This window comes from Thiobacillus sp. SCN 63-57 (assembly GCF_001725555.1).
Lineage (GTDB): Bacteria > Pseudomonadota > Gammaproteobacteria > Burkholderiales > Thiobacillaceae > Thiobacillus.
This window is the reverse complement of record NZ_MEGP01000008.1, coordinates 34,854-57,100: the sequence shown is the minus strand read 5'-3', so window position 1 is coordinate 57,100 and position 22,247 is coordinate 34,854. Positions and strand designations below refer to the sequence as shown.

Genomic DNA, 22,247 nt, shown 5'->3' with positions numbered 1-22,247 from the left:
ATTCATCATGCAATTTCCCGAGTCCTGGCTGCGCAATCTCGTCAACCCTGCGCTCGATACCGCGCAACTTGCCCATGTCGTGACCATGGCGGGCCTGGAAGTCGAGGCGCTGACGCCGGCCGCACCGCCGTTCAATAATGTGGTGGTGGCCGAGATCCTGTCGGCGGACAAGCACCCCGATGCCGACCGCCTGCGCGTGTGCCAGGTCGATGTCGGCGAGGCGTCGCCCGTGACCATCGTGTGCGGTGCGCCGAATGCAGCGGCAGGGCTCAAGGTGCCCTGCGCCCGGCCCGGGGCGATCCTGCCGGGAATCGAAATCAAGGTCGCCAAGGTGCGCGGCGTCGAATCGTTCGGCATGCTGTGCTCGACCAAGGAACTGGGTCTTGAAGGCGCGGCGGACGGGTTGATGGTGCTGCCGGCGGATGCGCCGGTGGGCGAGGATTTCCGCGGCTGGCTCAATCTCGACGATACCCTGATCACCCTCAAGCTCACGCCCAACCGGGCGGACTGTCTGTCAATGCAGGGCCTGGCGCGGGAAGTCGGCGCGATCACCGGGGCCGACATACGCCTGCCCCAGATCCAGGCAGTCGACACACGCATCCAGGACACAGTGCCGATCCAGGTATCGGCCAGCGAAGCCTGTCCGCTGTATCTGGGGCGGGTGGTGCGCGGGATCGATGCGCAGGCGCCGACGCCGCGCTGGATGGCGGAGCGCCTCGAACGCAGCGGCATCCGCCCGCTGCTGGCACCGGTCGACGTCACCAACTACGTGCTGCTCGAACTCGGCCAGCCGATGCATGCGTTTGCCCTGTCGCGCCTCGATGGGGGCATCGAGGTGCGCATGGCACGCGCGGGCGAGCAATTGGAATTGCTGAATGGCCAGACGGCCGAACTCGCCCCCGACATGCTGGTGATCGCCGACGCCAGTGGTCCGGTGGCGTTGGCCGGCATCATGGGCGGACTGCCGACCAGCGTCGAGAAATTCACGGTCGATGTCTTCCTCGAGGCCGCGTTCTTCGCGCCGACGGCGATCGCCGGCCGTGCGCGCCGGCTGGGCCTGTCCACCGATTCGTCGCACCGTTTCGAACGCGGCGTCGATTTCGGCGCCACCCGCCGGGCGATGGAGCGCGCGACTGAATTGCTGATCGACATCTGTGGCGGCCAGGCCGGCCCAATAACCGAGGCCGTGGCCAAACTGCCGGAGCGGCAGCCGATCACGCTACGGCTGGCGCGACTGAAGCGCGTGGCCGGCATCGAGATGGACGCCGACCAGGTGGCGCGGGGCCTCGCTGCACTCGGCGCACACGTCGAGCGCCAGGAGGATTGTCTCGTCGTCACTCCGCCGAGTTTCCGCTTTGACCTCGCGATCGAGGAAGACCTGATCGAGGAGGCGGTGCGCCTGTTCGGCTACGACAATATTCCGGCGCAGCCGCCGGCCGCGCCTTCGCGCATGCTGCCGCAGGACGAAACCGTGCTGGGCGACGACGCCCTGCGCCAGATGCTGGTCGATCTGGATTACCAAGAAGTCATCACCTACAGCTTCGTCGATCCGGCATGGGAAACGGCGCTCGACGCCGATGCCCGTCCGTTGCCGCTGGCCAATCCGATCGCCAGTCAACTGTCGGCGATGCGCACCACCCTGTGGGGCGGCTTGATCGAGACCTTGCGCCACAACCTCAACCGCCAGCAGGAGCGGGTGCGCATCTTCGAGCTGGGACGCGTGTATACGTCGCAGGCGACGCAGCCGATGAAGCTGGGCGGCCTGGCTTACGGCGACGTGCAGCCCGAGCAATGGGGCGCGTCGTCGCGCCGGGTCGATTTCTTTGACCTCAAGGGTGATCTTGAGCGCCTCTTCGGCCACCCGCTCGATACCCGGCGTGGCACCCATTCCGCGCTGCACCCGGGGCAGAGCGCCGAGATATGGATTGATGGCCGGGCCGTCGGCTGGATCGGCGCACTGCACCCACGACTGGTGCAGGCGTTCGACTTGCCCGCCGTACCGATGCTGTTCGAGCTCGACAGCCAGGTGCTCAGCCGGCGCGATCTGCCGCGCCATGCGAGCCTGTCGCGTTTCCCGCTGGTACGGCGGGATCTGGCGTTCGTGCTGGATGCCCATACCCCGGCAGGTGAGTTGCTGACTGCTTTGCGCGAAGTTGCACCGGGCAGCGTGCAATCGATCGAGGTATTCGACGATTACCGCGGAAAGGGTGTGGCAGAAAACCAAAAAAGCCTTGCTATACGGGTAGTTATGCAAGATACTGAACGCACATTGACGGATCAGGATGTGGAGGATGCTGTACAGAAACTGGTCAGTGCCGCGCTTCGTCAGTGCAATGCCGCATTGCGTGCCTGACGCAAATAATGTCGTTGCGCGTGCCTGATGCCCCATCTTGTTGGCGCGTACTTGACGCGATTTTCCATCAGACATCCCAGATAAACATATACGTATGACCACCCTTACCAAAGCTGATCTGGCCGAACTGTTGTTCGAAAAAGTGGGTTTGAACAAACGCGAGGCGAAGGACGTCGTCGAGTCGTTTTTCGATGAAATCCGCCTGGCGCTCGAAAAAGGCGATATCGTCAAACTGTCCGGTTTCGGCAACTTCCAGTGCCGCGAGAAGCCGCAGCGTCCCGGACGCAATCCCAAAACCGGCGAGGAAATGCCGATCTCCGCGCGTCGCGTGGTGACCTTCCACGCCAGCCAGAAACTCAAATCGCAAGTCGAAGGCGCCCAAATTGGAACGCCCAACGCGGAGTGAACTTCCGCCGATCCCGGCCAAACGCTATTTCACCATCGGTGAAGTATCTGAACTGTGTGCCGTCAAGGCGCACGTGCTGCGTTATTGGGAACAGGAATTCACCCAGTTGCGTCCGGTCAAGCGGCGCGGCAATCGACGTTATTACCAGCACCACGAAGTCCTGCTGATCCGCCGCATCCGCGAACTGCTGTACGAAGAGGGTTTCACCATCAGCGGTGCACGGCAGCGCCTGGAGCATGATGCCGATACGGTCACCGAATCCGTAACCGATTCCTCGCTGGAACCCTCGCTGGACGTCGGCAAATTGCGCGCCGAAATCAGCGCCATTCTGAAAATATTGGGTTGACGGGCTTCCGCCTCATGCCGCACCTCTGTTAGAATCTTGGGCTTCGTCGGGGCGTAGCGCAGCCTGGTAGCGCACCTGCATGGGGTGCAGGGGGTCGGAAGTTCGAATCTTCTCGCCCCGACCAACAAATCAAGGAATCGGGGTCGGTCATGCCGGCCCTTTTTCTTTACGGCGGCAGAAACCCTGTTGTCGTTGCGGCATCTGCAATGTTCGGTAGAGGCACTATATTTACCGTTTGTTCAATATCAGGAGAAAGCTATGGAACACACCTTGCCCGCACTGCCCTTTGCCATGGATGCGCTCGCACCGCACATGTCCAAGGAAACCTTCGAATACCACTATGCCAAGCACCATCAGGCCTACGTGACCAACCTCAACAACCTGATCAAGGGCACCGACTTCGAGAGCAAGTCGCTCGAAGATATTGTCAAGAGCGCGCCTGCCGGCGGCGTCTACAACAACGCAGCCCAGGTGTGGAACCACACCTTCTTCTGGAACTGCCTGACCCCCAATGGCGGCGGCGCACCCACCGGCGCGCTGGCCGACGCCATCAACAAGAAGTGGGGCTCGTACGACGAGTTCAAGAAGGCTTTCCAGACCAGCGCCGTGGGCAACTTCGGTTCCGGCTGGACCTGGCTGGTGAAGAAGGCCGACGGTTCGGTCGACATCGTCAACATGGGCGCCGCCGGCACCCCGCTGACCACCGGCGACAAGGCCCTGCTGTGCATCGACGTGTGGGAGCATGCCTACTACATCGACTACCGCAACTTGCGTCCCAAGTTCGTCGAGACCTTCCTCGGCAATCTGGTGAACTGGAAATTTGCCGAGGCGAATTTCGCCTAAGCCCACCTCGTAGTAGGCTGCAAACCGGAACCGGGGCATGACGCCCCGGTTTTATTTTGCATTCGCGCCGGTATCCGCCAGTCGCAGGATATCCAGATAGCCGCTCAGCGTCATTGCCTGCGCTTCGCGCAGCAGGTCGTCATGATCCCCTTTCGGCGGCGTATCACCGTCCAGCACCTGCAGCATGCGTACCCAGCGTGCGCACTGATTTGCCACGGTCTTCGGCGCGAGGATACCCTGTCTGCGCAGTTCGGCGGCGCGGCCGACGAGGCGAAATTTCGCGGCTTCGAGTTGCGGCGGCAGTGGCAGCGAGAGGTCGAACGTCAGATCGACGCGGTAGGGGGCTTCGACCTCGCCGTCCGGCTGCGGCGGCGGGCGCCACGACAGTTCGTCCGGGCCGGGTGCAACGCGCTCGGGGTCGAGCGGGAATTTGTAGAAGCCCCATTTCGCGCCCATCCAGCACTCGAGCAGCACCCGATCGTCTTCCACCACGCACAGTTCGCCGGTGGGGGCGGCGAGGTCGGCGTCGCCAGGCAGGGGGCCGTAGGCGCGCGGGTCCTGCTTCCAGCGCGGGAAATCGCGATTGGGCGGGGCGCCATAGTCGGCTTCGAGCGCGTGCCACAACGTGATGAAGCGGCGGTAATCGGCCCGGTAGTCGGGATTGCGGCGCAGGAATTCCCACGCCCACTGGTCGCGCGTCAGGATGGCGCAATACGCGTAGGCATCGGTCTCCATGTCAGACCGGCAGGAACACCATGCTGGTGAGGTTGACGACGCCGAAGCGGATTGCGCGGTTGCTTTTGTCCTCCACGATCCGGGCCAGCGTGTCCTGGTTGCCGATGAGTTTGCCGAATTCGCGTTCGAAGCTGAGATTGATCACGCCGTTGCCGTCGGTACCGTTGGACAACAGCAAGGGTTCGTTGCGCGCGTTCCGGGCTGTCGCCAATTTCCAGGCCACGGCCTCGGTGTTGCGTGCGGCGTTGTAGAGTTTCTGCGCGTCGACGTCGCTCAGCAGATAAAACTCGGTGCGATGGTCGAACGCCGCCATGTGCATCACCAGCAGTCCATCCATCAGCGCCTTCACCCGATCTCCCATGTAATCCTCGCGCCAGGCATCGCGCAGGCTGGCCTGCCAGTCGAGATCCTTTTGCGGGGACAGGTGCCAATGGGACAAGGGCTTGAACAAGGTTTCGGTCGCGTCGTCGGCGCTGGCGTATCCGGATTTCCGCCATTCGCCCGGATTGCGACGGTAGAGTTTGAGGGTCAGGGTCTTGAGGCTGGCCAGGGCAGCCTGCTGATGGATCTCGATGACCTCGTCGACGTCACTCTTGGCCAGATCGCGCAGACTGAAACTGCGTACGCTGCTGCTACCGTCCTTGCGCTGGATGGCCGAACTGCTGCAGGCGCCGAGCAGGAGTGCGGCCAACAGAGGGACGGACAGGGCAGCGAGTCGGTTCACGACGAGCAGCTTACCTCAATCTTCCTCGCCCAATCGGGCGGCTCGGCAGCGTAGGCTTCGTATTCCGGCTGCTCGTCGAACGGACGGGTCAGCAGCGTGTGCAGGCGGTTGACCTCGCTGTAGTCGCGTTCGTCCGCCGCCCGGCGTATGGCGATCTCGGCCAGGTGGTTGCGCAGGATGTACTTGGGGTTGACCGCGCGCATCGCCTGGCGCCGTGCCGTGTCGCTGGAGCCCTGCTGGCGCAGGGCGGCGGCATAGCGCGACGCCCAGGCGTCAAAAGCCGCACGGTCGAGGAAGCAATCGCGCAGCGGCGTATTGGATGCATCGATCGCGCTGTCGAAGTCGCACAGGCGGCGCAGGAAGATCGTGTAGTCGACGCGGTTCTGCGCCAGCAGCTGCAGCGCGTCCATTATGAGAGAAGCAGTATCGCCGCCCGGCGGCAGGCCGAATTTGGCGGCCATGCGTTCGATATAGGCCTTGCCGAATGCCTGGGGATATTCGCTGATTGCGCCGGATGCGGTTTCCACCGACATCAGCGGCACCAGCGCCTGTGCCAGCTTGGTGATGTTCCACGCCGCGACGTCGGGCTGCTGGTCGAAGGCGTAGCGGCCGCCGGTGTCGGAGTGGTTGCAGACGTAGCCGGGCTCGAAGGCGTCGAGAAAACCGAACGGACCATAGTCGAGCGTCAAGCCAAGGATGGACATGTTGTCGGTGTTCATCACGCCGTGCGAGAAGCCGACCGCCTGCCATTGCGCCATCAGATCAGCCGTGCGCAAGCTCACCTGGCGCAGGAATTCGGGGTAGGGATCGGCGAGATCCTTCAGGTCCGGGTAATAGCGTTCGATCACGTAGTCGGCCAGCTGCTTGATCGGCTCGACCTGGTTGCGGTAGTAGAACACCTCGAAGGAACCGAAGCGTACGAAGCTCGGCGCCAGGCGCGTGACCAGCGCTGCGGTCTCCTCGTCCTCGCGGTACACCGGGCGGTCACTGCCGACGATGCAGAGTGCGCGGGTGGTGGGGATGCCGAGCGCGTGCATGGCCTCGGAACAGAGAAATTCGCGGATGCTCGAACGCAGTACCGCACGGCCATCGCCGCCGCGCGAGTAGGGGGTGCGGCCGGCGCCCTTGAGCTGTACCTCCCAGCCTGCGCCCGCCGCATTCCGCACTTCGCCCAGCAGGATCGCGCGGCCGTCGCCGAGTTGCGGCACGTAGTGGCCGAACTGGTGCCCGGCGTAGAGCGCGGCCACGGGTTCCATGCCCGGCAACACGCGGTTTCCGGCCAGGGTTTCGATCAGTTCGGGATGGCGGATGGCGTCGGCGTCCAGACCCAGAAGATTGAGCGCGTCCGGGCTGTGGCAGACGAGGTAGGGGGCGGGCACGGGCGTAGCCTGCACGCGCGAATAAAAGGTGTCGGGCAGGGTGGCGAAGCCGTTGTCGAAGGTGAGGTCGCGATGGGAAGCCATGTGCCGATTGTAAAGGCCTGCCGCGCGCCTGCCACCCGGTTGCCCGCATGGTTACCCCGGAGGATACAGACGCAAAACGCCATGGCGTGTCGCCCCGGGCACGTCATGCGGGTTGGCTGCTTGTACGCTAGTATGCTTTCCTCTCCGCGCGGCTGCCGTCGAGGCCGTGCCGGATCGCGCCGCGTACGGCAAGCCTGGCCGGCCGCACCGGCATTATTTTGTTCGAGACTGTACATGCCCGACCCTTTCAGTTCGTTCTCTCTGACCGCCCCATCATTGCACCGGGTGTGGCCGGACACCGGCACCGCGCTCACCTGGCTTCATGGCGATGCTGCATAGCCCCCGCACGTCCATTCTGCTGTGGCTGGTCACGGTGGTGGTGGTCACGCTGAACCTGCGCCCATTTCTCACCGCCATCGGCCCGCTGAGTCCGGCCATCCAGGCGCAGACCGGCATGGGCCTGGAGGCGCTGGCCTGGCTCACGCTGCTGCCCATGGCCCTGATCGGCGCGGGAACCTGGCTGACGCCCGCCGTGCAGAACCGCCTGGGCGTGCGGCCAGCGATGATGCTGGCGCTGGCGTTCATCGCTCTGGGCTGCGTATTCCGTCTGGCCGGCAGCGTGTCCGCCGTGTTGATCGCCACCGCTGCTCTGTGCGGTGTCGGCGTGGCACTGGTACAGGGCATGCTGCCGGGCTTGATCAAGTTCCACACACCACGCCATGTGGCGCCCATGATGGGGGTCTATTCGGCTGCGTTGATGAGCGGCGGCGCACTGGGCGCGCAGTTCTCGCCGCTGGCGATGCAATGGGGGCTGAGCTGGCAGGGGGCGCTCGCATTATGGGTCTGGCCGGTGCTGCTGGCGCTGTGGCTGGCCTGGACCACGCTGGGCGTCATGCCGCTGCCTTCGGCTGTGCGGCAGACCGGCAGCGATACGGCCTGGCTGCTGCGCCGTCGCCGCACCTGGCTGCTCATGCTGACCTTCGGCCTGATGAATGGCGGCTACGCCACGATGGTGGCCTGGCTTGCGCCGTACTACCAGGAGCAGGGTTGGAGCGCGACACACAGCGGCCTGCTCGTGGCCGTGGTGTCGGTGGCACAGGCGGTGGCGGCGCTCGCTTTCCCGACGCTGGTTGCGCGCCATCTGGATCGCCGGCCCTGGATCTGGCTTACGCTGGCCTGCCAGGCCGCAGGCTTTGCCGCCCTGGCCTGGCGGCCCGACGCGGCGCCCATGACCGCGGCCACGGTGCTGGGCGTGGGGATCGGCGGTTGCTTCGCCCTGTTCATGGTGGTGGCGCTGGATCACCTGCACCATCCCTTGCGGGCCGGTGCGCTCAACGCGCTGATGCAGGGCGGTGGATTCATGCTGACCGCGCTGGCGCCCTGGGTGATGGCGCGGCTGCATCAGGCCACCGGCGGTTTTCATGCGGGCTGGCTGGCGCAGTTCGGCGCGGTGCTGGTGGTGGCGCTGCTGGTGGCACGGTTCAAACCCGGACACTACGACGAGGCGATGCGGCCGCCCGCCGGATAGCGCGCAGACACTTGCCGAAGGCGAAGCCAATACGGCCAGCATGCTCGATTGCCGGGGGTTATAAGCTTGCTGCGTCCTGCGCGATTGTGCTCGGTTTCTAACGGATGGGCGGACCGCGAAGCTCGCCGCGCATATCCCGCGGGGGCAAATGACCTCAGGGCGCGACGGCTACGTTGTGGCCGGCCTGCAATTGGCCAATTTCCGTCGCACGGTCGAAGCCATGACGACGGAAGATGTCGAACACAGCCTCCCTGGACGCGGGCGCACAGCTCACCAGCAGTCCGCCACTGGTCTGCGGGTCGGTGAGCAGGGCGCGTTGCCAGTCGGCGATGCCGTCGGCGAACTGCACTTCGCTGCCATAGCTTGCCCAGTTGCGCTGGCTCGCGCCGGTGATATGCCCGCCCCGTGCCAGTTCGTCGACGCCGGGCAACAGCGGCAGCCGTCCCAATCCGACCTGGGCCGATAGCTTCGATGCGCGGGTGATTTCGAGCAGGTGGCCGAGCAGGCCAAAGCCGGTGATGTCGGTCATCGCGTGTACGCCTGCGGTATCGGCCAGGTCGGCACCCGCGGTGTTGAGCTGGGTCGTGGCGGCGATCATCGATGCGTACTGGTCGGGGCTGAGCAGGCCCTTTTTCAGCGCCGCGCTATATATCCCCACGCCCAGCGGCTTGCCCAGGATGAGGCAATCACCGGCTTGGCCGCCGCCGTTCTGCTTGACCTTGCGCGGGTCCACCACGCCGATGCCAACCAGGCCATAGATCGGTTCAGGCGCATCGATGGAGTGGCCGCCCGCGATCGGAATCCCGGCCGCCTTGCACACCGATTCGCCACCGGCGAGGATCTGGCGGATGACGTCGTTGGGCAGCTTGCCGATCGGCATGCCGACGATGGCCAGGGCGAACAGCGGACGTCCGCCCATGGCATAGACGTCGGACAGCGCATTGGTTGCGGCGATGCGGCCGAATTCGAAGGGATCGTCTACGATCGGCATGAAAAAATCGGTGGTCGCCACGATCGCCTGTTCGTCGTTCAGCCGGTAGACAGCGGCATCGTCGCCGTGCTCGATCCCCACCAGCAGGTCGGGATAAGCCGCCGCCAGGTTCGAGGCAAAGGGCGTGTCGGCCAGGATGTCGCGCAACACCGCCGGGGCGATCTTGCATCCACAGCCGCCGCCGTGGGAGAACTGGGTCAGCCGGATGGGGTCGTTGGGAGTAGGTGTGCTCATGGTCCGATTTCGCCTTCGAGAGTGGGCGCCTAGAATGAAGTGGCTACAGTGCGTTATATAACATGAACCGAACCCGACCCGTCAGCGGCTATCCTGCCGCGCAGCTCATCGACCGCTTGACGCAGGCGCGCAAGCAGCTGCGCCAGTTCATCGACGCGCTGCCTGCGGACGGCTGGCTGGGGCCACGTGCCGGCCATCTGAATCCGCCGCTGTGGGAATACGGGCATATTGTCTGGTTCCAAGAGCGCTGGTGCCTGCGCGAACGGCCCGACGGCACTTGCGGCCCCAGCCTGCTGAGGGGTGCCGACGCCCTTTACGATTCCTCCAGCGTGCCACACGACATCCGCTGGGACCTGCCCTTGCTGCAACCGGCAGCAGTCGACGACTACGCGGACGAGGTTGCCGCCGCTGTGGCAAGCCGCTTGCGCAGCGGACTCGACAACGACATCGCCTACTTCGCCGAACTGTGTCTCTATCACGAACTGATGCACATCGAGGCGTGGTGGATGGCATTCCAGAACCTCGGCTATGCGCCGCCCGAGCTTGTGGACGTCGCAATCCCCCAGTTTGCACAGCGCCTGACGCTTCCTGGTGGGGAGGTGGAACTCGGCAGCGGACCCGATGCGGGTTTCATCTTCGACAATGAAAAATGGCGCCACACAGTGCCGATTTCCGCATTCGACATCGACGCGAGCCCGGTGTCGGAAACGGCCTTTGCCGAATTTGTCGATGCGGGCGGCTACGAGCGCAAGTCGGTGTGGTCGGAAGCCGGCTGGGCCTGGCGCACGGCCAGCGAAGCCAGCCATCCTGTGTACTGGAGACGGGACGCGGGTGACTGGCAGGTGCGCCGCTTCGACCGCTGGCAGCCACCTGGCGAAGCAGTACCGATGCTGCACGTGAACCGTTACGAGGCCGAGGCGTTTGCCGCATGGCAGGGCCGGCGGCTGCCCGTGGCGGCACAGTGGCTGCGCGCGACGACGCGACCGGAATTTCAATGGGGCAAGGCGTGGGAATGGCTGCGCGACCCGTTCGTGCCGTATCCGGGCTTCGTGCCGGATCCATATCGCGACTATTCGCAACCCTGGTTCCACACGCACGGGGAATTGCGCGGCGGCGGACCGGTGACCGATAGGTCGCTGACATACGCTGGTTTCCGCAATTTCTATCTGCCGGACCGGCGCGATCCTTTCGCCGGTTTTCGTACCGTGAGCGCGGATTGAGGCGGCTTCAGCCACCAGTCATCGACATGAAGCGCAGGATCTTGTGGGGCGCTTCGCGGAATTCGTGGCGTTCCGGCTTGAGATTGATCGCGTGCAGGATCGCGCTTTCCAGTTCGGCGTCGGAACAGCCCGCGCGCAGCAGCGGGCGAAATTCGAATTTCTCTTCCTGACCCAGGCACATGTAGGCGGTGCCGTCGACGGCGATGCGGATGCGGTTGCAGGTTTCGCAGAAATGCTGCGAGATCGGCGTGATGAAGCCGACATTGAAGTGGCCGTCCGGCGTGCCGAGATAGCGCGCAGGACCGCCACCGGACAGGGCGGTCTCGACCAGGCCGAACTGTGTACGCAGACGCTCTTTCACCGGCTGCAGGTCGAGGTATTCGGCGTTGCGGCCGGTGTCGCCCATCGGCATCGCCTCGATCAGCCGCAGCACGAAGCCGCGTTCCATGCAGAAGGCGACCATCTCGTCGATCTCGTCGTCGTTGGTGCCGCGCAGGGCCACCATGTTGAGTTTGATCGGTGCGAAGCCGGCATCCTGGGCGGCGGCCAGTCCGGTCATGACCTTGGCGAGTACGTCGCGGCCGTTGATGCGTTCCACCCGCGCCTGTTGCAGTGAGTCGAGGCTGACGTTGAGCCGTGTCACGCCGGCGGCCTTCAATGCCTCGGCGTGCTTGTCGAGCTGGGTTGCGTTGGTGGACAACGATAAATCTTCGATGCCGGGCAGGGCGGCGATACGTCCGGCGAGTCCGGCGATGTCGCGCCGCAGCAGCGGCTCGCCGCCGGTCAGGCGGATGCGGCGCACGCCCAAGCGCGCAAATGCGCCGATCAGGCGTTCGATCTCATCGAAATTGAGCCAGTGTTCCGGCTCCTCGAAGCCCTTGAAACCTTCCGGCATGCAATAGCTGCAGCGCAGGTCGCAACGGTCCGTCACCGACAGTCGTACGTAGTCGATGCGGCGGCCGAACTGATCAATGAGGCCCGGCTGAGCGGTTGAAACAACGGCGTTCATGAGGCGGGTTGGCAGGAATGGGTTATATATGAAAAAATATAGCCTCAAATATAGCCTGACCTGGCCTGACTGACAATGAAGGTGCCACCATGAAAATCTTTGGCATCGCCGGATACAGCGGCAGCGGCAAGACCACGCTCATCGAGCGGGTACTGCCGCACCTGGCTGCGCGCGGCCTCAAAGTCGCGGTGATCAAGCATACTCACCACGATTTCGACATCGACCGTCCCGGCAAGGACAGTTGGCGCGTACGCGAGGCCGGTGCGATGGCAGTGCTGCTGGCATCGGATCACCGCACGGCGGTACTGACTGAGCACCGCGACACGCCGCCACGGCTGGATGACTTGTTGAATAAGTTGCCGCCTTGCGACCTGGTGCTGGTCGAGGGGTACAAGCGCGAAGCCATCCCCAAGCTGGAAGTCCATCGCGCCGAGACTGCCAGGCCCTGGCTGTTTCCCGACGACCCGAATATCCTGGCAGTGGCGTCGGACATCGCGCCGCCCGACGGATTTCCCCACATCGACATCGATACCGTTCAATCCCTTACCGACTTCATCCTGAACCATGCTCACAGCCAACCAACTGCTTGATGCCCTGCTTGAACGCGCACGCAGCGCAAGCGAAACCGAAACGGTTGCAGTGACTGCTGCGCTCGGTCGCGTACTGGCCACACCGCAGACTTCCGCCATCACTGTGCCGCCGCTCGACAATAGCGCGATGGACGGCTATGCCGTGCGCGTTGCCGACGTGGCGGCGGCCGGCACCCGACTGCCGGTTTCGCAGCGCATTCTTGCCGGTGCGGTGGGCGAGTCCCTGCAGCCGGGCACCGCTGCGCGCATCTTTACCGGCGCGCCGATCCCGCCAGGTGCCGATGCCGTGCTGATGCAGGAATACTGTTACGCCGAAGGAGACGGCGTCGTGATCAACGCATTGCCCCGGCGGGGCGAGAATGTCCGCCGTGCCGGCGAGGACATCGAAACCGGCGCACAGGTGCTCGCCACCGGCACCCGCATCGGTGCAGCGGAGATGGGGCTCGCGGCGTCGGTCGGACTGGCCGAGTTGCCGGTGTTCCGGCGGCTGAAGGTCGCGTGCTTCTTCACCGGCGACGAACTGGTGACGCCGGGCACGTCCCTGGGGCCGGGCCAGATCTACAATTCCAACCGCTATACCTTGACCGGGCTGGTGAACGGCCTCGGCTGCGAACTGATCGATCTCGGCATCGTGCCCGACTCGCTGGAAGCGACCGAGGCTGCGCTGGCCGGTGCCGCCAGCGTGGCCGACGTCGTCATCACCAGTGGCGGCGTGTCGGTGGGCGAGGCCGATTACGTGAAGGCCGCAGTCGAAAAACTGGGACGCGTCGAGATGTGGAAAGTCGCAATGAAACCCGGCAAGCCGCTTGTCTACGGACGCGTGGATGAGGCCGACTTCATCGGCCTGCCGGGCAATCCGGTGTCGGCCTTCGTTACCTTCTGCCTGTTCGTGCGGCCGTTCCTCTTGAAGCGCATGGGGGTTCGCGATGTGCTGTATCGGGCGTTTCCGGTCAAGGCGGATTTTGCCTGGACCAAGCCCGGCGTGCGGCGCGAATTCCTGCGCGCCCGCATGCAGGAAAACGGTCGCGCGGCAATCTATCCCAACCAGAGTTCGGGTGTGCTGACATCGTGTGCGTGGGCCGATGGGCTCGTCGATATCGAGATCGGCCAGACGGTGCAACCGGGCGACTGGGTACGCTTCATTCCCCTTGCGGAACTGCTGACATGAAACTGCGCGTGCTCTATTTTGCCCGCCTGCGCGAGCGCCTCGGATGCGCGGAGGAAACGCTGGATTGCGCCGGCAGCACCGTCGCCGATCTGGTCGCCCAGTTGCAGGCCCGCGGGGGCGTGTGGACGGAAGAACTGGCCGCGGACCGGGCATACCGGGTAGCGGTCAATCAGGACATCGTCGCGCTCGATGCGGCCTTGAGCGAGAACGCCGAAGTCGCGATTTTCCCGCCGGTCACCGGAGGCTGAAACGATGAAGATAGTGGTCCAGAACGCGGCTTTCGAGTTGGGCGCGGAAGTCGACGCCATGCGACGCGGCCGCTCCGACATCGGCGCCATCGCCAGCTTCGTCGGCCTGGCACGTGACATGAACGACGGCAGCGATGTCGCCGCGATGACGCTGGAACACTATCCGGGCATGACCGAGAAGGCGCTGGCCGCGCTGGTCGAGGAAGCGCAATCGCGCTGGACTCTGCTCGACGTCACGCTGATCCATCGGGTGGGCCGGTTGCTGCCGGGCGACCCCATCGTGCTGGTTGCCGTGGCGGGCAGCCATCGCGGCGAGGCGTTTGCCGCCTGTGAATTCATCATGGATTATCTGAAAACCCGTGCGCCGTTCTGGAAGAAGGAAGAGACTCCGGAGGGCGAACGCTGGGTTGAGGCGCGCGCCAGCGACGATGCAGCGGCCATGCGCTGGGGAAAAACTGATTGATGCATCGTCCCCGCACAATCGGCCATACGTTTTTACATGGCCCTGTCTCGGTTTGATCCGTATTCTGCGACGCCCCGCAATCGCGGAAACCGAGTAGGATTCTTTTCGTTGCCTGGCTGACCGGACTCCACATTCTGTCGGCCGCTTTTCCCCTCTGAATGGTTTCAAACATGGAGATTGCATGACTTCCGCAATGCGTTATTCCACCCCTGCGATCGTGCTGCACTGGCTGGTTGCCCTGCTGATTTTCGTGGCGTTCCCGCTCGGGCTGTACATGGCCGACCTGCCCTTGTCGCCCGAGAAACTCAAGCTCTTCAGCTACCACAAGTGGATCGGCGTCACCGTGTTCATGCTGGCGGGACTGCGGGTGGTGTGGCGGCTGACGCATACGCCGCCACCGCTGCCTGCCAGCGTCGCCAGTTGGCAGCGCCGTGCGAGTGCCGTCGCGCATGGCCTGCTGTATTTGCTGATTCTGGTGATTCCGATTTCGGGCTGGCTGATGAGCTCTGCCAAGGGCGTGCAGACGGTGTGGTTCGGCGTACTGCCGTTGCCTGACCTGATCGGCAAGGACAAGGCCTTGGGTCATCTGCTCGAGGAAGTGCACGAAACGCTGAATTACACCCTGCTTGCCCTGGTCGTCCTGCATGTGGCCGGCGCTCTCCAGCACCACTTCATCGAACGCCAGCCATTCTTGCAGCGCATGGGCTGGAACAAGACTTAAGCGACAAACCTGTGCATCGTTCCACTTGATGTGCATGCGTGGCGCCGGCCACGCATGCACCAGGCCTGCCGTCGGCAGATTGCCTATTCCCAACCTCCATCTTGAAGGGCCTGCGCGTTCCCATGCGGGGCTCGGTGTTGTCCCCGGTTCGACGTTGCGTGTGGGATTTCCGTCATTTGGCGGCCATTCGCGGCGAATCCGTATGGAGCGTAAAAGCACAACATATTGATTTTGTTGATTTTAATTTGATCGACTTCAGCGCCCGGCAGCGGGCACACGCGTTGCAACACCTGCGAGGCTCCCGGAGGAAACGATGACCGGGAGCGGTCGGGCGGCATGACCGCCGGGCAAATGGATCCCGATGTTCACCTTTCGCAGGAGCATCTATGAAACGTTTTGTCTTGTTGACCGCGCTTGTTGCCAGTGCAACTTCAGCCTTGGCTGCACCCGAAACCTATGTGATCGACAGCAGCCGCACGTCCTCGCAGTTCAGTTATCGCTATCTGGGGCTCTCGAGCCAGACCAATCGGTTCGATAAAGTCAGCGGCATAGTGGTATTCGATCGCGACAGCCAGTCAGGGTCGGCCGAGGTAAGCATCGACGCCGCTTCGGTCAACACCGGCCAGGCTTTGCTGGATGCGCAAATGAAAGCGGCGGATTTCTTCGATGCCGCCAACTATCCGGTCATTACCTTCAAATCCGGCAAGATGAACCTGAACGGCGAGCAGTCGAGTCTGTCGGGCGATCTGACGATCAAGGGGGTGACCCGGCCGGTGACGCTTGCCGTGACGCATTTCCAGTGCATGCAGGATCCCGAGTCCCGGGTGGAGACCTGCGGCGCCAATGCGACCCTCACGCTCAGGCGCTCGGACTTCAACATGCGCAAGTACGCCTTCCTCGTTGGCAACGACATCACGCTGAACCTGGCCTTCAAGGCAGTCAAGGCGCAATCGTATCTGCAGTTGGCAAGCCGCGACCCCGCCAAGTAAGTAAAATGGCGTTTTGCTGTCCGGAATGCCGCCCGTGGAACCCCATCAACTCGAACTGCTCGCTCCCGCGCGCGATGCCGACATCGGCATCGAAGCCGTCAATCACGGTGCCGATGCAGTGTATATCGGCGGGCCGTCGTTCGGTGCGCGTGCGGCCGCATCCAACGAGATCGCCGAGATCGCCAGGCTGGCGGCGCATGCGCATCGCTTCAATGCGCGCGTGTTCGTCACACTCAATACCATCCTGCGCGACGATGAACTGGAGCCGGCCCGGCAACAAATCCGGCAGCTTTACGAGGCGGGCGTCGACGCGCTGATCATCCAGGACATGGGCCTGCTGGAGCTCGACCTGCCGCCGATCCAACTGCATGCCAGTACCCAGACCGATATCCGCACGCCCGAGAAGGCCCGCTTCCTGCAGGACGTCGGATTGAGCCAGATCGTGCTGGCGCGCGAGCTCGACCTCAAGCAGATCGCCGCGATCCGCGCCGTGACCCACCCTGCGCGCTGCACGCTGGAATTCTTCGTCCACGGTGCGCTGTGCGTTGCCTACAGCGGCCAGTGCTACATCAGCCATGCCCACACCGGGCGCAGCGCCAATCGAGGCGACTGCTCGCAGGCCTGCCGCCTGCCGTACCAGGTCACCGACATGGAAGGCCGTATCGTCGCCCACGACAAGCACGTGTTGTCGATGAAGGACAACAATCAGAGCAACAACCTCGAAGCGCTGATCGATGCCGGTATCCGCAGCTTCAAGATCGAGGGCCGCTACAAGGACATGGGCTACGTGAAGAACATCACGGCCCATTACCGGACATTGCTCGACGAGATCATCTCGCGCCGCCCGGAATTCGCACGCGCGTCATCCGGCCGCACCACGTTCAGCTTCACGCCCGACCCCAACCAGAATTTCAACCGCGAATTCACCGATTATTTCGTCGGCGGACGCAAGGACGATATCGGTGCATTCGACACGCCGAAAAATCCCGGTTTGCCGATCGGCCATGTGCGCAAGCTTGGCGACAAATGGGTGGAACTGGAGACCGATATGCCCGATACCGTACTCAACAACGGCGACGGCCTCTGCTACTACACGCTGCAGAAAGATCTGGCCGGGCTTGCGATCAACCGTGCCGAGAAATTGGGCGAGGGCGTGTGGCGAGTGTTCCCAAAAGATCCCATGGCGGGTTTCAAGGACTTGCGCGCCGGCACGCCGGTCAACCGCAATCGCGATATGAACTGGATACGCATGCTGGACAAGGCATCCAGCGATCGTCGTATCGGTGTGTGGATGCGCCTGGGCGAAACCGAAGAGGGGTTCTCGCTCACCCTGACCGATGAAGATGGCCACAGCGCCATAGCGGCCGCCGCACATCCCCGGGAAGCGGCCAACGACACCGCCAAGGCCGAGGCCACATTGTGCGCGCATCTCGGCAAGCTCGGCACTACGCCCTTTGCAGCCATGGGGGTTGCGCTTGAATTGACGCAGTCCTGGTTCATTCCGGCTTCTTTCGTCAATGCCTTGCGTCGCGATGCGGTCGCCGCACTGGAAACGGCGCGTGCTGCGGCCTATACGCGCCCGCCGCGTATGCGGCCGGTCGAGCCGCCCGTAGCCTATCCTGAAGACACGCTCACCTATCTGGCCAATGTCTACAATCACAAGGCGCGCGATTTCTACGCAAAGCACGGCGTGCACGTCATTGCCGCAGCCTACGAAAGCCACGAGGAGTCTGGTGAAGTCTCGTTGATGATCACCAAGCACTGCGTCCGCTATTCACTCTCACTCTGCCCCAAGCAGGCCAAGGGTGTCACCGGCGTGCAGGGTACGGTACGCGCCGCGCCGCTGACGCTGATCAACGGCAGCGAGAAGCTCACGCTACGCTTCGATTGCAAGCCGTGCGAAATGCATGTGGTAGGGAAGCTGAAGCCGGCGGTTGCGAAGAACAGTGCGCCGTTGACGTTCTACAGGGCGCGTCCCAGAGCATAGTCGGTCGCGTCGTGGGGTACGGCAGGTGCGGTTCACAAGAACCACACCTGTACCTGTCATTTACCGGGGATTTACTTGGCGTACTTGGCCTGTATGGACACGACCGGCGCGTTCTGCTGCTTTTGCTTTTCCGAGGGGCCGACATCCATGACGCCTTCGGATTCACTGCGGTCGAGGCGGTAGAGCGCAATGATCAGGCCGATCGACGCTGCCACCAGGAAATAAGGCCCGAACAGCCAGAACACCAGCGGGATGGCAAACAGGAAGGCGCGCATGCCGATCGAAAACATGGTGCCGGAACGATGCAGACGGCGAGCCACAGATTCCGGCGACAGATTGTGATGTGCTTCGAATTCCGGCACGTTGATCATGAACACCACGTGATTGGCCAGGCGTACCGACATGGCAAAGGCAAAGAACGCCACGATGAAGGTGATCAGCAGGGCCATGACCTTGACGATCCACAATTCGGCGGCATGGCTGCTGGTCATGCTGAGCACATGCCAGCTACGCGTAATGCTCTCGGCCTGACCGGAGAGCGTGAGCGTACCGATGATCAGGATGGCAGCAGTGGAGGCCATCAATGTCGAGCCCATGATCCAGTTACGCAGCGTTTGCACGCCCATGATGCCCTGGGCGGGATTGCGCATGATGTTGGCTACCCACAAGCGGCGCGCGAGCTCGTGCACGCCATGTATCGTGTAGGTGGGGTTTTCCCGCACTTTCATGCTGAGGAAAAGGTAGTACGCGACAACACTCAGGACGCTGATTACAAGCGCCACAATATCGGTTTCAAATTCGGTTAACAATTCCATCCTCTCGGTTTCCAGGTCAATTCATCGGCCCATGTTGCACAGCGGATAGCGCTCACAGAGCGCTCTGTGCATGCCGGATGCTCGGCGCAGCGGAGGACGCGTCGGCGCGTGCGGAAACCGCTCCGCACGGAGTCTCATCCAGCTTGGAAGTAGATGACGGTTCGACCTGACGCAGCAGGACATTGAATTCATTCTGGTTGCCGACGTTGGCGAAAGCCAGGGCATTGATGATTCGGGTCATGACGTTCATGGTTTTCTCGCAATTTGTTGTTGAGGTCGCTCCTTTTATTGCATATTGCGTGCCATTTTTATAACCAATTGTTTATTAAATAGAAAATCATTACGGGCCATGTGCTCAGCATGCTTGAATGTTGCCTAATGCAACAGTCCATCCTGATTGTTATCGTTTAAATTACTGTAATTAAATATAAAAATAGATCGTCTAACGTGGCTGTTGCATAGGGTTCAATTTGTTGCAAATTGCAACTATACTGGGCGTGTTGGCGATGCGTCTGGAGGATGGAATCGTGATACCTGCTATTCGAGGCGCTGTGCTGCGTCATTCCCTGCGGGGGAAAATCACGCTGGGGTATTACGCGGTGGCGGCGATCATTCTGGTGGCGTCCCTGTTTTTCGTGGGGGAGCTGCGTACGCTGGAGATGCGGGTGGTCCTGGGGCAGCGTGCCACCGATCTGTTCAACACCGTACTGGAGATACGCCGTTTCGAGCGTAATTACTTTCTCCATCACCAGGTCGCCGATCTCGAGGAAAACGCGGGGTATATCAAGCTGGCCCAGTCGATGCTGACAGACAACCAGGCCGATTTCTCGGCCATCGTCACGCAGGTGCGCCTGCAGGAACTGAACACACTCCTCGGCGAGTATCAGCACCGGATGTCGGCGTTCACCGCCGCCGATCAGGCGTCCCTGGAGCAGGAGCCGCGCGTGCGTGCATTGGGCCAGGAACTGGTGGCGATCGCCGAGGACATGGCACGGGCGGAGCGACGCCAGATCCAGACGACCCTGGCTTCGTTCCGCACGCTGCTGCTGGGAGTCATTCTGACGATGGCCTTCATGATCGTGGTGATCGGCCGCGCGCTGTCGCAGCGGGTCGTCCGGCCATTGAAGGAGATGGAAGCCAGCGTGGCGGCGATTTCTGCCAACCGGCACGAAAGCCTGTCGGCCCCTTCGAACGATCGCGAGATCATTTCCATCATCGCGGCCTTCAACCACATGTTGAAGGAACTGGACCTGCGACAGAAATCGCTGATGCGCTCGGAACGGCTGGCGTCGCTCGGCACCATGTTGTCCGGCGTGGCTCATGAACTGAACAACCCGCTGTCGAATATCTCGACCTCTTGCCAGATCCTGCAGGAAGAGGCGGGCGACTGCGATGTGGCGATGCAGAAGATGTACCTGGAGCAGATCGATCAGCAGACCGAGCGTGCACGCCATATCGTTCGCTCCCTGCTCGATTTTTCCCGCGAACGGGCGTTCAGGAAAGAGCGCGTCCTGCTCAAGCAACTGGTTGCGCAGACGGTCGGTTTCGTGCGTGGCGAAGTGTCGGCCAAATCGGTCGTGCGCCTGTCCATTCCCGAAGACCTGCGCGTGGCGGCCGATGCGCAGCGCCTGCAGCAGGTGTTCGTGAACCTGATTCGCAATGCCATGGAAGGTCTGGGCCCGCAGGGAAGAATCGATATCTCCGCGCAGGTCGTGAATGCCCGCGAACCGCCTGCAGGCACTGCACTGGGCGAGGGATGCGGGACGAAGGGCGAGATGGTGGAAATCATCGTTGCGGACAACGGGCCGGGTATCGCAGCGGACATCCTGCCGCGAATTTTCGATCCGTTCTTTACCACCAAGGACGTTGGCCACGGCATGGGATTGGGGCTGTTCGTCGTGTATGAAATCGTCGACGAACATGGCGGCTGCATCGCTGTACGCAGCGCGCCCGGCGATGGGGCCACGTTCTGTATCCGCTTGCCACTGGAGGATGCAGACGGACAGCCTGCGGCGGCGGTCGATGACGACAACAAGGGAGCGCAATGATGGAAGCAAGCCTGCTGATTGTGGACGACGAGGAGATCGCCCTGCGCAATCTCCAGCACGTGATGGAAAAAGCGGGTTACCAGGTCACCGCCACCCAGAGCGGGGCCACCGCGGTCACGTTGCTGGCGTCACGGCGTTTCGACGTGGTGCTCACCGATCTGCGCATGGAAGGCGTGGACGGCATGGACGTGCTGAAGCAGAGCCGCGAACTGCAGCCGGAGGCAGAGGTGATCTTCATCACCGGCTACGCGACGGCGGAATCCGCCGTGCAGGCGCTGAAGCACGGAGCGTTCTACTACATTGCCAAACCGTTTCGTCTCGATGAAGTGCGCAAGGTGGTGGCCGAAGCGCTGGAAAAAGTCCGCCTGCGCCGGGAGAACGACGCATTGCGCCGTGAAGTCGAGGGCTACCGGGATGGCGAAGGCATCGTCACCCAGGATGTCGATATGCAGCGTTTGCTGGAGATTGCGCGGCAGATCGCGCCGACAGACTGCAGTGTGCTTATCACGGGCGAGAGCGGAACCGGCAAGGAACTCTTCGCAAAATACCTTCACAAACACAGTACGCGGGCCGATGGCCCCTATGTGGCGATCAACTGCGGCGCATTCAGCGAGCAATTGCTGGCGAATGAATTGTTCGGCCACGAGAAGGGCGCGTTCACAGGCGCATCGGCATTGAAGAAAGGCCTGATCGAAGTGAGTTCCGGCGGTACGCTGTTCCTCGACGAGGTGACGGAAATGGCGCCATCCATGCAGGTCAAGCTGCTACGCGTACTACAGGAAAAGGAAGTGTTGCGGGTGGGCGGGACGCGGCCGGTGAAGTGCGATGTGCGGGTACTGGCGGCGACCAACCGGGACGTCGGCGAAGCGGTGAAAGAGGGACGCTTTCGTGAAGACCTCTACTTCCGGCTGAATGTGGTGAATCTGAACATTCCCCCGCTTGCGCAGCGGAAAGGCGATATTCCCTTGCTTGCGCAACATTTTCTGCTCAAGTACGCCAGCCGGATGCGGAAACCGGTGACGCGGATTTCCAGCGAGGTGATGGCATTGCTGGTGGATTATCCGTTCCCCGGCAATGTCCGCGAACTGGAAAACCTGATCGAGCGCGGCACGGCCATGGCGCAAGGCGACACCATCGAGGTGGCGCATCTGCCTGAAGCCTTGCAGAAAAGGGGGGGCGTCGACTTCCGCAGGATCGGGGGCCGTCTGCCTACTCTGGAGGAACAGGAACAAAGCTATATCACCCAGGTGCTGGATGAAGTGCAGGGCAACCAGACGGCGGCGGCGCAGATCCTCGGCATCAACCGGGCTTCATTGTGGCGAAAACTGAAGGCCCGGCGGAACGAGGAATCGTCTGCCAAATAAGG

Annotated in this window: 22 protein-coding genes and 1 tRNA gene; 16 read left to right on the top strand and 7 right to left on the bottom strand. The window is 62.7% G+C overall.

Translation table 11 applies throughout. The features are described 5' to 3' along the window. Nucleotides 1-7: 7 nt before the first annotated feature. From pheT to ABT23_RS04030, 5 genes are all read left to right on the top strand, one after another. On the top strand, nt 8-2,353 hold the full coding sequence (gene pheT / locus ABT23_RS04050) for a phenylalanine--tRNA ligase subunit beta (protein WP_296631543.1): 2,346 nt from the start codon (nt 8-10) through the stop codon (nt 2,351-2,353). A gap of 94 nt (nt 2,354-2,447) precedes the next feature. After that, complete coding sequence (locus ABT23_RS04045) at nt 2,448-2,759, top strand: integration host factor subunit alpha (protein WP_018508200.1); 312 nt, start codon at nt 2,448-2,450, stop codon at nt 2,757-2,759. After that, entirely contained in the window at nt 2,737-3,105 is a 369-nt protein-coding gene (locus ABT23_RS04040) for a MerR family transcriptional regulator (RefSeq protein ID WP_296631540.1), read from the top strand. The genes ABT23_RS04045 and ABT23_RS04040 overlap by 23 nt, the downstream gene beginning before the upstream one ends. A 47-nt stretch (nt 3,106-3,152) precedes the next feature. Next, nucleotides 3,153-3,229, top strand: a tRNA-Pro gene (locus tag ABT23_RS04035). Between the two features lie 134 nt (nt 3,230-3,363). Next, nucleotides 3,364-3,948 (top strand): Fe-Mn family superoxide dismutase, encoded by a 585-nt coding sequence (locus ABT23_RS04030; protein ID WP_296631538.1) that lies wholly within the window; start codon nt 3,364-3,366, stop codon nt 3,946-3,948. Between the two features lie 51 nt (nt 3,949-3,999). Here the strand turns inward: ABT23_RS04030 and ABT23_RS04025 are convergent, their stop codons facing one another. Genes ABT23_RS04025 through ABT23_RS04015 form a run of 3 tightly spaced genes read right to left on the bottom strand, consistent with a single transcriptional unit; the run spans nt 4,000 to nt 6,870 of the window. After that, nucleotides 4,000-4,683, bottom strand: coding sequence for a DUF6499 domain-containing protein (locus ABT23_RS04025; protein ID WP_296631537.1), 684 nt, complete (start codon nt 4,681-4,683; stop codon nt 4,000-4,002). 1 nt (nt 4,684) lies between these two features. After that, nucleotides 4,685-5,407: a hypothetical protein gene (locus ABT23_RS04020; RefSeq protein WP_296631534.1), complete on the bottom strand. Its 723-nt coding sequence runs from the start codon at nt 5,405-5,407 to the stop codon at nt 4,685-4,687. Further along, nucleotides 5,404-6,870, bottom strand: coding sequence for a protein adenylyltransferase SelO (locus ABT23_RS04015; RefSeq protein WP_296631530.1), 1,467 nt, complete (start codon nt 6,868-6,870; stop codon nt 5,404-5,406). The genes ABT23_RS04020 and ABT23_RS04015 overlap by 4 nt, the downstream gene beginning before the upstream one ends. Before the next feature lie 328 nt (nt 6,871-7,198). Between ABT23_RS04015 and ABT23_RS04010 the strand changes: the two genes are divergently transcribed. Continuing rightward, complete coding sequence (locus tag ABT23_RS04010) at nt 7,199-8,398, top strand: MFS transporter (protein WP_296631528.1); 1,200 nt, start codon at nt 7,199-7,201, stop codon at nt 8,396-8,398. Nucleotides 8,399-8,552: 154 nt separating this feature from the next. Here ABT23_RS04010 and selD read toward each other — a convergent pair whose 3' ends face one another. Further along, nucleotides 8,553-9,623 carry a selenide, water dikinase SelD gene (gene selD / locus ABT23_RS04005; RefSeq protein ID WP_296631525.1) on the bottom strand — a complete coding sequence of 357 codons (1,071 nt, stop codon included), beginning with the start codon at nt 9,621-9,623 and terminating at the stop codon, nt 8,553-8,555. Between the two features lie 62 nt (nt 9,624-9,685). Here selD and senA point away from each other — a divergent pair, with 62 nt between their 5' ends. After that, on the top strand, nt 9,686-10,843 hold the full coding sequence (senA, locus tag ABT23_RS04000) for a selenoneine synthase SenA (protein ID WP_296631522.1): 1,158 nt from the start codon (nt 9,686-9,688) through the stop codon (nt 10,841-10,843). A gap of 7 nt (nt 10,844-10,850) precedes the next feature. Here the strand turns inward: senA and moaA are convergent, their stop codons facing one another. Then, nucleotides 10,851-11,852 carry a GTP 3',8-cyclase MoaA gene (gene moaA / locus ABT23_RS03995; RefSeq protein WP_296631519.1) on the bottom strand — a complete coding sequence of 334 codons (1,002 nt, stop codon included), beginning with the start codon at nt 11,850-11,852 and terminating at the stop codon, nt 10,851-10,853. A gap of 89 nt (nt 11,853-11,941) precedes the next feature. Between moaA and mobB the strand changes: the two genes are divergently transcribed. The 7 genes from mobB (at nt 11,942) to ABT23_RS03960 (ending at nt 18,018) form a co-directional block, all read left to right on the top strand. Continuing rightward, the gene (gene mobB / locus ABT23_RS03990) at nt 11,942-12,442 is read left to right on the top strand and encodes a molybdopterin-guanine dinucleotide biosynthesis protein B (RefSeq protein WP_296631516.1); all 501 of its coding nucleotides are present in this window, start codon (nt 11,942-11,944) and stop codon (nt 12,440-12,442) included. Beyond that, complete coding sequence (gene glp, locus ABT23_RS03985; RefSeq protein ID WP_296631513.1) at nt 12,417-13,610, top strand: gephyrin-like molybdotransferase Glp; 1,194 nt, start codon at nt 12,417-12,419, stop codon at nt 13,608-13,610. Before mobB ends, glp begins: the two co-directional genes overlap by 26 nt. After that, on the top strand, nt 13,607-13,858 hold the full coding sequence (moaD, locus tag ABT23_RS03980) for a molybdopterin converting factor subunit 1 (RefSeq protein WP_296631510.1): 252 nt from the start codon (nt 13,607-13,609) through the stop codon (nt 13,856-13,858). The genes glp and moaD overlap by 4 nt, the downstream gene beginning before the upstream one ends. Before the next feature lie 4 nt (nt 13,859-13,862). Beyond that, a complete protein-coding gene (gene moaE / locus ABT23_RS03975; protein WP_296631507.1) occupies nt 13,863-14,321 on the top strand; it encodes a molybdopterin synthase catalytic subunit MoaE in 459 nt (152 codons plus the stop codon). A 181-nt stretch (nt 14,322-14,502) separates the two neighbouring features. Next, a complete protein-coding gene (locus tag ABT23_RS03970) occupies nt 14,503-15,042 on the top strand; it encodes a cytochrome b (RefSeq protein WP_296631504.1) in 540 nt (179 codons plus the stop codon). 386 nt (nt 15,043-15,428) lie between these two features. Then, a complete protein-coding gene (locus tag ABT23_RS03965; protein ID WP_296631501.1) occupies nt 15,429-16,031 on the top strand; it encodes a YceI family protein in 603 nt (200 codons plus the stop codon). Nucleotides 16,032-16,056: 25 nt separating this feature from the next. Next, nucleotides 16,057-18,018, top strand: a complete 1,962-nt coding sequence (locus tag ABT23_RS03960; RefSeq protein ID WP_296631498.1) for a U32 family peptidase — start codon at nt 16,057-16,059, stop codon at nt 18,016-18,018. A 71-nt stretch (nt 18,019-18,089) separates the two neighbouring features. On the opposite strand, the gene ABT23_RS03955 is transcribed toward ABT23_RS03960, so the two are convergent. Together ABT23_RS03955 and ABT23_RS03950 are read right to left on the bottom strand one after the other, a co-directional pair. Beyond that, nucleotides 18,090-18,833, bottom strand: a complete 744-nt coding sequence (locus ABT23_RS03955) for a DUF599 domain-containing protein (protein WP_296631496.1) — start codon at nt 18,831-18,833, stop codon at nt 18,090-18,092. 52 nt (nt 18,834-18,885) lie between these two features. Next, nucleotides 18,886-19,083: a hypothetical protein gene (locus tag ABT23_RS03950; RefSeq protein WP_296631493.1), complete on the bottom strand. Its 198-nt coding sequence runs from the start codon at nt 19,081-19,083 to the stop codon at nt 18,886-18,888. A 301-nt stretch (nt 19,084-19,384) separates the two neighbouring features. Here ABT23_RS03950 and ABT23_RS03945 point away from each other — a divergent pair, with 301 nt between their 5' ends. Further along, a complete protein-coding gene (locus ABT23_RS03945; RefSeq protein ID WP_296631491.1) occupies nt 19,385-20,881 on the top strand; it encodes a HAMP domain-containing sensor histidine kinase in 1,497 nt (498 codons plus the stop codon). After that, nucleotides 20,878-22,245 (top strand): sigma-54 dependent transcriptional regulator, encoded by a 1,368-nt coding sequence (locus tag ABT23_RS03940; RefSeq protein WP_296631489.1) that lies wholly within the window; start codon nt 20,878-20,880, stop codon nt 22,243-22,245. Before ABT23_RS03945 ends, ABT23_RS03940 begins: the two co-directional genes overlap by 4 nt. Nucleotides 22,246-22,247: the final 2 nt, after the last annotated feature.

Bases quoted from the DNA above. Each gene is read 5' to 3' on its own strand.
- selD (WP_296631525.1), bottom strand. From the start codon at position 9,623: ATGAGCACACCTACTCCCAACGACCCCATCCGGCTGACCCAGTTCTCC.
- ABT23_RS03970 (WP_296631504.1), top strand. From the start codon at position 14,503: ATGACTTCCGCAATGCGTTATTCCACCCCTGCGATCGTGCTGCACTGG.
- ABT23_RS04015 (WP_296631530.1), bottom strand. From the start codon at position 6,870: ATGGCTTCCCATCGCGACCTCACCTTCGACAACGGCTTCGCCACCCTG.
- ABT23_RS03940 (WP_296631489.1), top strand. From the start codon at position 20,878: ATGATGGAAGCAAGCCTGCTGATTGTGGACGACGAGGAGATCGCCCTG.
- ABT23_RS03965 (WP_296631501.1), top strand. From the start codon at position 15,429: ATGAAACGTTTTGTCTTGTTGACCGCGCTTGTTGCCAGTGCAACTTCA.
- moaD (WP_296631510.1), top strand. From the start codon at position 13,607: ATGAAACTGCGCGTGCTCTATTTTGCCCGCCTGCGCGAGCGCCTCGGA.
- moaE (WP_296631507.1), top strand. From the start codon at position 13,863: ATGAAGATAGTGGTCCAGAACGCGGCTTTCGAGTTGGGCGCGGAAGTC.
- moaA (WP_296631519.1), bottom strand. From the start codon at position 11,852: ATGAACGCCGTTGTTTCAACCGCTCAGCCGGGCCTCATTGATCAGTTC.
- senA (WP_296631522.1), top strand. From the start codon at position 9,686: ATGAACCGAACCCGACCCGTCAGCGGCTATCCTGCCGCGCAGCTCATC.
- ABT23_RS04030 (WP_296631538.1), top strand. From the start codon at position 3,364: ATGGAACACACCTTGCCCGCACTGCCCTTTGCCATGGATGCGCTCGCA.
- ABT23_RS04025 (WP_296631537.1), bottom strand. From the start codon at position 4,683: ATGGAGACCGATGCCTACGCGTATTGCGCCATCCTGACGCGCGACCAG.
- mobB (WP_296631516.1), top strand. From the start codon at position 11,942: ATGAAAATCTTTGGCATCGCCGGATACAGCGGCAGCGGCAAGACCACG.
- ABT23_RS03960 (WP_296631498.1), top strand. From the start codon at position 16,057: ATGCCGCCCGTGGAACCCCATCAACTCGAACTGCTCGCTCCCGCGCGC.
- ABT23_RS04045 (WP_018508200.1), top strand. From the start codon at position 2,448: ATGACCACCCTTACCAAAGCTGATCTGGCCGAACTGTTGTTCGAAAAA.
- ABT23_RS04010 (WP_296631528.1), top strand. From the start codon at position 7,199: ATGCTGCATAGCCCCCGCACGTCCATTCTGCTGTGGCTGGTCACGGTG.
- pheT (WP_296631543.1), top strand. From the start codon at position 8: ATGCAATTTCCCGAGTCCTGGCTGCGCAATCTCGTCAACCCTGCGCTC.
- glp (WP_296631513.1), top strand. From the start codon at position 12,417: ATGCTCACAGCCAACCAACTGCTTGATGCCCTGCTTGAACGCGCACGC.
- ABT23_RS03950 (WP_296631493.1), bottom strand. From the start codon at position 19,083: ATGAACGTCATGACCCGAATCATCAATGCCCTGGCTTTCGCCAACGTC.
- ABT23_RS03955 (WP_296631496.1), bottom strand. From the start codon at position 18,833: ATGGAATTGTTAACCGAATTTGAAACCGATATTGTGGCGCTTGTAATC.